Raw genomic sequence first — 12068 nt, 5'->3', positions numbered from 1 at the left:
GCCATTTTCCAGAAAAAGAGAAAACCTGTCGGCCCGGCCGGGCGGATACTTTCATCACTACGGGCCCGCTTACCGGCGGGCCTTGTACGGCAGGCACCGCGGCGGGTTACCGCCCGCCGCGGTGCCCGGCCATTCAGGGCGCCCGCCGCCCGGCCTCTACAGCCTTCCGCCCCTCATCGCACGCCGCCCCCGCAGGGCAAACCCTCGCTTGTGCCGCGGTGGGGCCGTTCGTACACTGGGCCGCTTTCCCATCTCCCCCGACTCAGCGAAAGGTCCCCCATGAAAGCATCCCTGTTGCGGGCCGCTGTGCTGCTGGCCGCGAGCCTGGCCGCAGCCGCCAGCTCAGCCAGCGCCGACACCCTGTCCAAGATCGCCGACAGCGGCAAGATCGTGCTCGCCTACCGCGAATCGTCCGTGCCCTTCAGCTACCTGGACGGCCCCGGCAAGCCCATCGGCTTCTCGGTCGAGCTTTCCAACGCCGTGGTCGAGGCCGCCCGCAAGAAGCTCAACAAGCCCGCCCTGCAGGTCGAGTACCTGGCCGTCACCTCCCAGAACCGCATCCCGCTGGTCGTCAACGGCACGGTGGACCTGGAATGCGGCTCCACCACCAACAACACCGCGCGCGCCAAGGACGTGGCCTTTGCCATCAACCACTTCTACACCGGCACGCGCCTCTTGGTGAAGAAGAGCTCGGGCGTCAAGGACTACGCCGACCTGGCCAACAAGAAGGTGGCCACCACCACCGGCACCACCAACTACCAGGTGATCCGCAAGTACAGCGCCGAAAAGAGCCTGAACTTCGACATCCTGCTGGGCAAGGACCACGCCGACGCCTTCCTGCTGGTGGAGACCGACCGCGCGGCGGCCTTCGCGATGGACGACATCCTGCTGTTCGGGCTCAAGGCCAACGCCAAGAACCCGGGCGAGTTCGACGTGGTGGGCGAGTCGCTGCAGGTGGAGCCCTATGCCTGCATGCTGCGCAAGGACGATGCAGCCTTCAAGCAGCTGGTGGACGACACGATCATCGGGCTGATGAAGAGCGGCGAGTTCGAGCGGCTGTACACCAAGTGGTTCATGGCGCCGATTGCGCCCAAGGGGGTGGCGCTGAATCTGCCGATGAGCCCTCAGCTGCGGGACAATCTCAGGTCGCCTAGCGACAAGCCGGCCAATTGAGGCGGGGAGGTGGTTTGCAGGAGGGTTGGGGCGATTTTCCAGTTGAATCGGGCTGATGTCCTTGTGCTGCGGTCGTTTCTTGCTATCGATTCAGGAGTTCTTTGCTCTTTGTCTTGGGTGGTTGGTTCGCCTGCAGGCCGGGTCTCGGCCCGGCGGCCGACTCACTTTCTCTTGCTTCGCCAAGAGAAAGTAAGCAAAGAGAAGGCGAGCCGGGTTCGTCGGCCCTGCGCTTCGCTTCGGGCACGCTGCGCTGCTCGGGCCGGGCGGGAGGCTCAGAAACTCGCCCTGCGGGCTCAAACATCTTCGCCTCTTTTCCCGCCCGCCCCTGCGTTGCTCGCCTCCTCACAACGGCGGTGGGAAACCAACTCCCCCTCTCATTGACAGGACGCGCCATGGCGCGTTCTTGTGGGCTTCGGTCTTTCTCCCCCACGCCGTCCTGACATGGCCGAGCAGCGGAGTGCCAGGTGGATCAGGGCTGGCGTTGTCTGAGCGAAGCGAGTTTAGCCAGACCCCACCTGGCGCGAGCAGCGCAGGGAACCCCGAAGGGGCCATGACTGCGGCTCGCCTTTCTTTTGCTTACTTTTCTTTGGCGAAGCAAAGAAAAGTAAGTCGCCTGCCGGGGCGAGTCCCGGCCTGCAGGCGAACCAACCACCCAAGACAAAGAGCAAAGAACTCCTGAATTCATAGCAAGAAACGACCGCAGCACAAGGACATCCGGCCAATTTCACTCAAGAATCCGCAACAAACGCCCCAACCCCAGTCCCCCTCACCGCGGCAGATACGCCGTCGCCTCAACCTCCACCAGCACCTCATCTCCCGGCAGAAAGCGCGACACCTCCACCACCGTGCTGACCGGCGGCTCGCCCGGGTAGAACAGCCCGCGCACCCGGTTGTAGGGCGCGTAGTGACGCAGGTCGGTGAAGTACTGCACCAGCTTGACCACGTCGGCCATGCTGCCGCCGTGTTCGGCCGCGAGCTGGCGGATGCGCTCGAGCACGAACCAGCTCTGCGCCACGATCGGGGCCTCGAAGATATCGACCGACATCTGGCCCGTCACATAGCCCAGCGGGCGCAGGGCCGCGCGCGCGGCCTCGGGAATGTCGTCGTAGCTGCGCACGGCCTGGCGGCGCACCGGGTCGACGGCCACCACGCCGCTCATGAAGACGAAATCGCCCACGCGCTTGGCGGCCAGGTAGTTGGCCATGGGCTGGCCCATGGCGGGAGCGGTCGATGCAGTTGCAGTCATTTGAGTTTCTCCAGAGTGCGCGCAACCTTGGCGAGAAAACGCTCGCAGTCGCGCTCGGTCACATTGTTCATGTCGTGCAGTTGCAGCCAGGTGGTCTTGCAGCGCGCCGCGAACAGCGAGCGCAGGCCGCGCGTGAACAGGCGCCGCCCGGGGTCGCCCATCACGCGCAGCCACCACCAGGGCGAGCCGCTGGTGGTCACCACCGTGAGGCGGCGCACATGCTGCATGGCGGGAATGGCGCGCTGGCCCTTGGCCAAGGCCGGCCGGAAGGTCACGCCCGGCAGCCAGACGCGCTCGAACCAGCCCTTGAGCACGGCCGGCGGGCCGTACCACCAGGTGGGGTAGACGAAGACCATGTGCTCGGCCCAGCGCAGCGCGTCCACATGCGGCTGCACCCGGGCCTCGAGCAGGCCGGGGTTGCTCAGGTAGGCCACGCGCTCCTCGCGTGTCATCACCGGGTCGAAGCCTTCGGCATAGAGGTCGAGCAGCCGCAGCTCGTGGTGGGCGCGCTGCAGGGCCTGCACGGCGGTACGGTAGAGGGCAGTGTTGAAGCTTTCAGGATTGGGATGGCAATGGACGACCAGGGTGCGCAAGAAAAGCTGCCGTTCGCGCTGGGCCTTGTGGACTGCGGCCCAGGACAGGCCTGCCGAAACATCGGAGGCCGCCCGTGCGCCATCGGCAGGCTCGGTTCGCACGGGGGCCGGGCATCAGGGCCTCACTTGCCGGTCAGCTTCTTGCGCACGTCCACGCCCACGCCCTTGCCCACGAACTGCGTGGTGGCGACCTTGGACAGGTCGACCTCGCCCGCCTTGTAGAGGCCAGCCTTGACCATCTTGTCGTAGAAGTCCTTGACGCGGGCCGCGTGCATGGTGCCGATGCCCTCGGTCAGCGAGTCGCCGCTGTCGACGACGCCGAGCTTCTTCATGAGGCCGAGCGAGCCGGCCAGGTTGGCGTCGGTCATCTCGGGGTTGGCCTTCTTGATCATCTCGTTGGCGGCCTTGTTGTCGCCGTAGAGGTAGTTGGTCCAGCCCAGGATCGAGGCCTCGACGAACTTCTTCACCGTCTCGGGCTTGGTCTTCACCAGCTCGGCGCGGGTCTCGATGGTGGTGGCGTAGGTGGAGAAGCCGTTGTCGGCCAGCAGGAACACCATCGGGTCGAAGCCGGCCTGGGCCTTGATGGAGAGCGGCTCCTCGATCGAGTAGCCCTGCTGGATCGACTTCTTGTCGGCCGCGAACGGGCCGATGTTGAACATGTAGGGCTTGACCGCCTCATCCCTGAAGCCGTACTCGGCCTTCATCCATTGCCAGAAGCTGAACTGGCCGTCCTTGCCGATGAAGGCCGTGGGCGCCCGGGTCAGGTCCTTGAAGCTGGTGTAGCCCTGGCCCGGGTGCGCGAACATGGCCTGCGGGTCTTTCTGGAAGATCGCGGCCACCACGATGGTGGGCACGCCGTTCTTCACGTTGTCGAAGCTCTGCAGCAGGTTGCCCGCCATCAGGAAGTCGATCTTGCCGGCCGGCAGCAGCGGGCGGTTGTTGACCTGCGGGCCGCCTTGCTGGATCTCGACGTCCAGCCCGTATTTCTTGTAGGTGCCGTCGGCCAGCGCCTGGTAGAAGCCGCCGTGGCCGGCCTGCGCCTTCCAGTTCGTGGCAAACACCACCTTTTCCTGCGAAAAAGCGGCGGAGGTCCCCGCCAGCAGGGCAAGGGCAGCTATGGTTTTAATAGCAAACGGCTTCATGGTGCGGTTCCTCGGGTGGGTCGTTCTGACGAGGGCACGATGCTTGCACAAAACATGCCCGGCGGGATCAGGGTTTTTTCTCAGGGCCGCGCGTATTCTGGCAGCCAGCCGCGCGTCTTGCCAGGGTTCATCAGGCCGTGCGGATCGGCGATCTTCTTGAAATCGATCTGCGCGGTGTCGATGGTCTTCATGCCGCCGTCCTCGATGGTGATGACGTGCGCGTCGAACACGCCCACGCCCTGGGCCTCGATGAGCTGCTTGATCTCGGCCAGCCGCTCGGCGTCGAAGTAGCTCACCAGGGGAATCGCGAACACGCCGTACTCGCCGTAGGCCAGCGAGAACTCGTGGTGCCAGTAGATCTCGTGGCCGAACTCGTGCACCAGCGCCATCGCCTGCGCCACGCTGAAGGGCTGCGGGAACGCGAGCTGCATGTAGGTCCAGGCCTTGTCCTTCTTGAGCGCCATCAGCGTGGTGTGGTTGTAGGCGCATTCGTAGGCCGGCAGCAGCTGCGCCGCGGCGATCTCGGCGTCGGTCATGGCCAGCGACAGGCGCCCGCCATGCTGCGCCACCAGCGCCTCGAAGGCCGGCAGCCCGGCGGCGGCGACCATGGCGAAGATCGCGTCGTGGCTCTCGGGGAAATACTCGCCGTACTGCGTGTAGTAAGGCGCAAAGCTGCGCTCCACCGAGGTCAGCAGCCGCAGCGGCAGGTCGGGCCGCATCGCGGCCTGGCCGAAACGCAGCGCGGCCTCGTAATCGTCGAACAGCGCGATCACGTGGCGCCAGTCCTCGGCCGGCGCCAGCTTCACGTCCATCTCGGTGATGATGCCGTTGGTGCCGAAGGCGTGGTGCACCTTCTGGATCTCGGCGTCGCGCAGCTCGATCAGACGCGGCGCCTCTTCCAGCGTCATGACCTGGATGCGCGTGACGTTGCCCGGGTCCTTGAGCACGCCGTGGCGGATCGAGCCCACGCCGCCGAAGCCGCCCGAGATGAAGCCGCCGATGGTGGCATCGGTCAGCGTCGAGGGAAACATCAGGATCTCCTGGCCGGTGGCGCGCGCCGCCTGCTCCAGCCGCTCGATGATGCAGCCGGTCTGCACCGTGGCGCTGCCGGGGCGGACCTGCACCGCGTCGAGCCGCAGCGTCTCGATGATGACGCCGCGCTCCATCGGCACGCACTGGCCGTAGTTGCCGGTGCCGCCGCCGCGCAGCGTCACCGGCAGGCGCAGGCGCGCGCAGGCGGCGGCCACGCGGCGCAGCTCGTCCATGTCCCTGGGCTGCACCAGCAGGTCGGCCGTCTTGTCCTGCAGCAGCTCGGTGAGCACCGGGCTGTACCAGTGGAAGTCCTTGGACTTGCTGCGCAGCAGGCCCGGGTCGTCATGCCATTCGATGCCCGCAAGCGCCTGCTTCAGGCTCTCGATCCTGTCGTTCATAGGGTCTGTCCGTGGCGGATTACCGTGCGCCGGCGGCCAGCGGGCGTCAGCAGCTCGTATTCGTTGCGGGCGGCCAGCAGCACCAGATCGGCCGGGCAGCCCTCGCGCAGGCGGCCGTCCCAGGCCAGGCCGAGCGCGCGCGCCGGGCTGGCGGTGATGCTGTCGAGCCAGTCCATGGCTGGCGCCAGGTGGGCCACCTGCACGCCGAGCTGGAAGGTCTCCAGCAGGTCGTAGCTGCCGTAGGGGTAGAAGCCGTCGGCCACGTTGTCGGTGGCGATGGAGGGCCGCAGGCCGTGCTCAGCGGCTTCGCGCAGCCGCGTGATGCCGCGCTCCACCGGCGTGCGGTCCCATGCGCCCTGCAGGTACAGGTTGGTGGTGGGCAGCGCGACCAGGTGCAGGCCGGCCGCGGCGCAGCGGCTCAGCGTGTGCAGCGCCTCGGGGTTGTGCTGCACCGACAGCGAGCAGGCATGGCCGCAGGTGACGCGGCCCTGCCAGCCGTGCTCCAGCGTGAGCTCGGCGATGCGGTTGAGGCCGGTGGCGTCGCGGTCCAGCCCTTCGTCCACATGGAAGTCGAGCGCCAGGCCGTGAGTCTTCGCGAGCTCGAACACGCGCCGCAGCTTCCGCTCGATCTCCTCGTTGCGGTAGACGAAGGCCCCCAGCACACCGGGACGGCCCGGCGCTTCGGTATTGGCCTGCGCCACCGCGTGCGCGATCGCCTCGCCGGCGACCGCGTCGTCGAACACGTCCAGCGGCGTGAGCGAGACGAACTGCAGCTCGACGCGGCCGCGCCACTCCTCGCGCAGCGCCAGCAGCACGGCCAGCGACAGCGGCGTGGCGGGGCCGCCCCAGTCCAGGTGCGTGCGCAGCGCGCGCGTGCCGCAGCGCCAGGCGTCGTCCAGCGCACGCGCCATGCGCTCGCGCAGCGCCGGGCCACTCCAGCGCGCACGGTGCTCGGCCATGCGGGCGATGGCGGCGAACAGGTCGCCCTGCACCGCCCCCACCTCGTGCACGGTGTAGTTCTTGTCGATGTGGGCGTGGGCGTCCACCAGGCCGCTCAGCAGCGTGCCCTGGGCCGGCCCGGCCACCGGCCGGATCGAGGCCACGCGGTCGCCGTCCAGCGTCACGTCGAAGGCCTGTTCGGGCGGCGCCTCGGTTTCGAAGCCGCGCAGGCGGCGCGGCAGGTTCACGGCAGCAATTTTCATCGGTCGGTCTTGACTTCGGACTCGTGCCATTTGCCCAGCAGCAGGCGCGACAGCACGTTGAAGATCAGGTAGATCGCGATGCCGGTCAGCGACACCAGCACCAGCGCGGCGAACATCTTCGGGATCTCGGTGCGAAAGCTCGCCTCCAGGATGCGCGATGCCAGGCCGGTCTCCTTGCCGGCCGCGCCGGCGGTGAACTCGGCCACCACCGCACCGATCAGGCTCAGGCCGCCGGCCACCTTGAGGCCAGCCATGAAGTAAGGCAGGGCCGAGGGGATCAGCAGATGGCGCAGCGTCTGCCAGGGGCTGGCGCGGTACAGGCTGAACAGGTCGCGCAGGTTCAGGTCAGCGCTGCGCAGGCCCATCACCGTGTTCGACAGGATCGGGAAGAACGCCACGATCCAGGCGCACAGCAGCAGCGCCGCCGTGGTGCTGGGCACGAAGATGATGATCAGCGGCGCGATCGAGATCACGGGCGTGACCTGCAGCACGATGGCGAACGGGAACAGGCTCAGCTCCACCCACTCGCTCATGGCGAACAGCATGGCCAGCAGCACCCCGCCGACCACCGCGAGCGCAAGCGCCCAGAAGGTGATCTTGATGGTGAACATCCAGCTGCCCAGCAGCGAGCCGAAGTTGTCCCACAGCGTGGTGGCGATCAGCGAAGGCGCCGGCAGGATGTAGTGCGGGATCTGGTTGATGCGCACCACGGCCTCCCAGGCGCCGAGCGCGAGCAGGAAGATGACGATCGGCAGCGTGGTGCGGATCCAGGGCCGCCGCGTCAGCGGCACGCGGCCCTCCACGGTCATGATGCGCTCAGTCATGGCGCCTCCGCCGGGCCGCTGCGAAACGAAAGGGGGCGTGGGAGTTCAATGGTCACCTCCGGCCGAGTGCAGGGCCTGCGAGACCTGCACGCAGAGTTCGTTGTAGCGCGCGGTGGTGCGGAAGGCATCGCTGCGCGGATAGGGCTCGTCGATGCGGATGTCGGCGATCACCCGGCCCGGGCGCGCGGCCATCACGATGATGCGGTTGCTCAGGTAAACCGACTCGTAGACGCTGTGCGTCACGAAGATGGTGGTGAAGCGGTTGGCCTGCCACAGCGCCAGCGTGTCGTTGTTGAGCTTGAAGCGCGTCATCTCGTCGAGCGCGGCGAAGGGCTCGTCCATCAGCAGCAGGCGCGGCTGGGTGACCATGGCGCGCGCGATCGAAACGCGCATCTTCATGCCGCCCGAGAGTTCGCGCGGGTAGACCTCGGCGAACTGGGCCAACCCCACGGTCTGCAGCGCCGCCTCGACCTCGGCCCGCGCCTCGGCGCGAGAGCGCCCCTTCAGGCGCAGCGGCAGCCAGACGTTGTTGAAGACCGTGGCCCAGGGCATCAGCGTGGGCTCCTGGAACACGAAGCTGATGTCGTGCGAATGGTCGGCCTGGCCCGGGCCGCCCCAGGCGATGGTGCCGCCGGTGATGGGCGACAGGCCCGCGATCATCTTGAGCGCCGTGCTCTTGCCGCAGCCCGAGGGGCCGAGGAAGCTCACGAACTCGTGCTCGCCGATGGCGAGGTCCATGCCCTGGAGGGCCAGGGTGCCGTTGCCGTAGCGTTTCTCGAGCTGGCGCAGCTCCAGCAGGGGCCGGTGGCCGCCCGCCGTGGTGGTGGTGCTCATGGCCAGAGCGCCTCAGACGGGAATCGTGGGCCGGCTCACCAGCGTGGACAGCGGCAGCCGCGACACTTCCTGCAGCATCAGCGACAGCTGCACCGCCGCGGCGTCGATCACAGCCCGCCCCTTCTCGGCCGTGGCCAGCGTGGCGTTGCCGGCCGCGCCCATGGCGTTGTAGTCCTGCACCTGCCAGCCGAGCTTGGCGCTCCGGCCGTTGCCCAGGATCGGGAAATCGGCCGCGCGCACGCGGGCGCTGGAGTCGAAATCGCGCGCCTGGGCCATGTCCACATAGGGCGCCGAGGGCGTGGCCAGCATCATCGAGGTTTCCATGTCGCCGGCGTGGATGCCGAAGCGGTGCTCCTGCGCGGTGAACAGGCCGTCCACCTCGGGCGGCAGCGGCAGCGTGAACCAGTTGCTCGAATAGACGATGAGGTCGTGCTTGACGCGCAGGTCGCGCCCCACGATGTCCATCACGCTGACCTGGCCGCCGTGCGAGTTGAGCAGCACCAGCTTCTTGAAGCCGGCGCGCGCCACGCACTCGCCCAGCTCCATCCAGACGCGGATCAGGGTTTCGGCCGACAGCGTCAGCGTGCCTGGAAAGCGCAGGTGCTCGTTGCTCTTGCCGACCTGCTGCGTGGGCAGGAACAGCACGGGCAGGTCATCGGGCAGATGCGGCAGCGAAGCCGCGACCACGCTGTCGACCAGGGTGGTGTCCACGCTCACCGGCAGATGCGGGCCATGCTGCTCGATGGCGGCCACCGGCAGCACGGCCACCGCCTGGGCAATTTCGGGCGAGGCCTGCAGGCGCGCGAAATCACGCGCCGACAGATCGGCCCAGTAACGGGATTTGAGTTTCATAGCCCTCCATTATGTTGGAGGAGGCTATGCGATGCGTGGCCCGCGCCCCCCATGGCCGCCCCGTGCCGAGGGGCTTGGCCGGGGAGCGCCCGCCTCCTTCAAGGGCCGGCCGGGCCCCTGGGATCAGCGGCGATCGCGGTCGCGTCGGCCGTGATCGCGGTCATGGTCGCGCGGGCCCCGCTCGTGCCAGCCGGGATGCTCGTGCTGGTAGCGTTCGCGGACCCAGCCCTCCTGCACGAAGTACACCGGCTGGTTGCAGGCGCCGTAGCGCGCGCAGTAGCGCGGCCAGTTCTGCTGGTACAGCGGCGGCACATAGAGGTAGATCGGGCGGCGCGGCACGGCCAGCACCGGCGGGGGCGCCACGATGATGGGCTGGGCATTGATGACCGCCGGCTGCGGATAGGCATTGATGTCGATCCGCCCATAGACGCCGGGCTGGTTGATCCCGATGGAGACGCCCACCTGGGCGGCGGCCAAGACGGGGACGGCAGCCAGAGCCGCCAGCAACAGGGCAAAACGGGGCTTCATGGCATTCCTTCGCGGGTGGTTGTACACGCTTCTGCAACGTGGGCCCGGCCCCGGGCGCCGACCGCCATGGCTGAGGTTTACCTGCGGTTACCGGCCGTTGCCCGCCGGACACCGAACGCCCGCGCCGGCGGTCCTAGTCCGCGCGGATATTGGCGTCGCGCACGACCTTGCCCCAGCGCTCGTACTCCTGCTGCACGAAGCGGGTGAACTCCTCCATGGAGATGGGCTTGATCTTCGGGCTGGAGGCGGACGCGAGGAAATCGGTGAAGGGCTTGCTCGTGACGGCCGTGTCGAGCGCCGACTTCAGCGTGCGGCGCACGTCCATCGGCGTCTGCGCCGGCACGAACAGGCTCAGCCAGCCGTAGAGCACATAGTCCGGCAGCCCGGACTCGGCCGCGGTGGGCACCTCCGGCGCGAACTCCGAGCGCTGCGCCCCGGTGACGGCGATGGCGCGCAGCTTGCCCTCCTTCACATAGGGCAGCAACTGCGGCAGCGCATCGTTCATGGCCTGCACGCGGCCGGCCAGCAGGTCCTGCAGCGCCGGCGCACCGCCTTTGTAGGGCACGTGCGTCATCTGGATGCCTGCCTTGCTCGCCAGCAGTTCCATCGCCACGTGGGTGGTGCCGCCGCTGCCGGCCGAGGCGTAGTTGAGCTGGCCCGGATGGGCCTTGGCATAGGCGATGAATTCCTGCAGGTTCTTCGCCGGCACGCTCGGGTGCACGACCAGGATCATGGGGCCGGAGCCGAACAGCCCGATCGGCGCCAGGTCCTTCATCGGATTGACCTGCAGCTTGCTGTAGGTGTGCGGGTTGATGACCATCGGGCTGATGTGGCCCAGCAGCAGGGTGTAGCCGTCGGGCTTGGCATTGGCCGCGACGGCCACCCCGATGTTGCCGCCGGCGCCCGGCCGGTTGTCGATCACGATGGGCTGGCCCAGCACGGCCGACATGGCGTTCATCGCGGCGCGCGCCGCGTTGTCGGCCGCGCCGCCCGCCGGGTAGGGCACGATCATGGTGAGGGGCTTGTTGGGGTAGTTCCCCTGTGCCAGGGCTCCGAGCGGTGCGGCGGCAAGCGCCAGGGCCATGGCGGTGAAGTGGCGGCGATTCATGGTTGTCTCCTCAAGGTAGGGTGCGCCGGCCGGCCAGAAGCCGTGCAGCTTGACGGCGTGAGCGGCCGGCATGGGTGTTGCTCTCGATGCAAGTGGACGGGCGAAGGCCGGCCTTCAAAGGCCGGTCGTCTTCATCAGCCGCTCGGGGTAGCGCTCGCCCTCGATCTGGATGGCGGTGGCGGCCGACTGGATGTCGGCAAGATCGGCGGTGGTCAGCACCACCTCGACGGCACCCAGGTTTTCCTCCAGCCGGTGCAGCTTGGTGGTGCCGGGGATGGGGACGATCCACGGCTTTTGCGCCAGCAGCCAGGCCAGCGCGATCTGGGCCGGGGTGGCGTTCTTCTCGCCGGCGATCCGCTTGAGCAGATCGACCAGCGCCTGGTTCTTCTCCATCGCCTCGGCCGTGAAGCGCGGCAGGATGTTGCGGAAGTCGCCTTGGCCCAGCGGGGTGTCCTTGCTCATCGCGCCGGTGAGGAAGCCCTTGCCGAGCGGGCTGTAGGGCACGAGGCAGACCCCCAGCTCCTCGCAGGCTTGCAGGATGCCGTTGGTCTCGACGCCGCGCGTCCACAGCGAATATTCATTCTGCAACGCGGCAATCGGCTGCACGGCATGGGCGCGGCGCACGGTCTGCGCGCCCGGCTCCGACAGGCCGAAGTGCTTCACCTTGCCGGCGGCGATCAGGTCCTTGACCGCACCGGCCACTTCCTCGATGGGCACGTTGGGATCGACGCGATGCTGGTAGAACAGGTCGATCTGCTCGACGCCCAGCCGCTGGAGCGAGGCGTCGGCAACGGCCTTGATTTGCTCGGGCCGGCTGTTGAGTCCCGCCTGCTTGCCATCGACGATGTTGAAGCCGAACTTGGTGGCGATCACCACCCGGTCGCGCATCGGGCGCAGGGCCTCGCCCACCATGTCCTCGTTGGTGTAGGGGCCGTAGGCCTCCGCCGTGTCAAAGAAGGTGACGCCGCGGTCCACCGCCTGGCGGATCAGCGTGATGCCTTCCTGCCGGCTGAGCTTGTGGGCGTAGCCGAAGTCCAGCCCCATGCAGCCATATCCGAGGGCCGAGACCTGAGGTCCGTTGTTTCCGAGGGTGCGCTGTTGCATTGATGTTTTTCCTTTCAAAAAGAGTCAGGGCG

At 67.7% G+C, this 12068-nt stretch carries 12 protein-coding genes; 1 reads left to right on the top strand and 11 read right to left on the bottom strand.

Annotated features, from left to right (window positions below; all coding sequences use genetic code 11):
- Nucleotides 1-279 precede the first annotated feature (279 nt).
- Entirely contained in the window at nt 280-1173 is an 894-nt protein-coding gene (locus MMF98_RS00410) for a transporter substrate-binding domain-containing protein (RefSeq protein WP_243302840.1), read from the top strand.
- A 766-nt stretch (nt 1174-1939) separates the two neighbouring features.
- Here MMF98_RS00410 and MMF98_RS00405 read toward each other — a convergent pair.
- From MMF98_RS00405 to MMF98_RS00355, 11 genes are all read right to left on the bottom strand, one after another.
- Nucleotides 1940-2419 carry a RidA family protein gene (locus tag MMF98_RS00405; protein WP_243302839.1) on the bottom strand — a complete coding sequence of 160 codons (480 nt, stop codon included), beginning with the start codon at nt 2417-2419 and terminating at the stop codon, nt 1940-1942.
- Nucleotides 2416-3012, bottom strand: a complete 597-nt coding sequence (locus MMF98_RS00400) for an NAD(P)H-dependent oxidoreductase (RefSeq protein WP_243302837.1) — start codon at nt 3010-3012, stop codon at nt 2416-2418. The genes MMF98_RS00405 and MMF98_RS00400 overlap by 4 nt, the downstream gene beginning before the upstream one ends.
- Before the next feature lie 122 nt (nt 3013-3134).
- The gene (locus MMF98_RS00395) at nt 3135-4154 is read right to left on the bottom strand and encodes an ABC transporter substrate-binding protein (protein WP_243302834.1); all 1020 of its coding nucleotides are present in this window, start codon (nt 4152-4154) and stop codon (nt 3135-3137) included.
- Between the two features lie 80 nt (nt 4155-4234).
- Nucleotides 4235-5584 carry an FAD-binding oxidoreductase gene (locus tag MMF98_RS00390; RefSeq protein ID WP_243302832.1) on the bottom strand — a complete coding sequence of 450 codons (1350 nt, stop codon included), beginning with the start codon at nt 5582-5584 and terminating at the stop codon, nt 4235-4237.
- Nucleotides 5581-6786 carry an amidohydrolase family protein gene (locus MMF98_RS00385; protein WP_243302831.1) on the bottom strand — a complete coding sequence of 402 codons (1206 nt, stop codon included), beginning with the start codon at nt 6784-6786 and terminating at the stop codon, nt 5581-5583. Before MMF98_RS00385 ends, MMF98_RS00390 begins: the two co-directional genes overlap by 4 nt.
- Nucleotides 6783-7610: an ABC transporter permease gene (locus tag MMF98_RS00380; protein WP_243302830.1), complete on the bottom strand. Its 828-nt coding sequence runs from the start codon at nt 7608-7610 to the stop codon at nt 6783-6785. Before MMF98_RS00380 ends, MMF98_RS00385 begins: the two co-directional genes overlap by 4 nt.
- A gap of 45 nt (nt 7611-7655) precedes the next feature.
- Nucleotides 7656-8444 carry an ABC transporter ATP-binding protein gene (locus MMF98_RS00375; protein ID WP_243302823.1) on the bottom strand — a complete coding sequence of 263 codons (789 nt, stop codon included), beginning with the start codon at nt 8442-8444 and terminating at the stop codon, nt 7656-7658.
- A gap of 12 nt (nt 8445-8456) precedes the next feature.
- Nucleotides 8457-9296 (bottom strand): creatininase family protein, encoded by an 840-nt coding sequence (locus tag MMF98_RS00370; protein ID WP_243302821.1) that lies wholly within the window; start codon nt 9294-9296, stop codon nt 8457-8459.
- 123 nt (nt 9297-9419) lie between these two features.
- Nucleotides 9420-9824 carry a hypothetical protein gene (locus MMF98_RS00365; RefSeq protein WP_243302819.1) on the bottom strand — a complete coding sequence of 135 codons (405 nt, stop codon included), beginning with the start codon at nt 9822-9824 and terminating at the stop codon, nt 9420-9422.
- 133 nt (nt 9825-9957) lie between these two features.
- The gene (locus MMF98_RS00360) at nt 9958-10932 is read right to left on the bottom strand and encodes a Bug family tripartite tricarboxylate transporter substrate binding protein (RefSeq protein WP_243302817.1); all 975 of its coding nucleotides are present in this window, start codon (nt 10930-10932) and stop codon (nt 9958-9960) included.
- A 114-nt stretch (nt 10933-11046) separates the two neighbouring features.
- On the bottom strand, nt 11047-12036 hold the full coding sequence (locus MMF98_RS00355) for an aldo/keto reductase (protein ID WP_243302815.1): 990 nt from the start codon (nt 12034-12036) through the stop codon (nt 11047-11049).
- Nucleotides 12037-12068 lie beyond the last annotated feature (32 nt).

It is taken from the genome of Variovorax terrae (genome assembly GCF_022809125.1).
GTDB classification, from domain to species: Bacteria; Pseudomonadota; Gammaproteobacteria; order Burkholderiales; family Burkholderiaceae_C; genus Variovorax_A; species Variovorax_A terrae.
The sequence above is the reverse complement of the archived record's forward strand: the minus strand, read 5'-3'. Positions and strand labels throughout refer to the sequence as shown.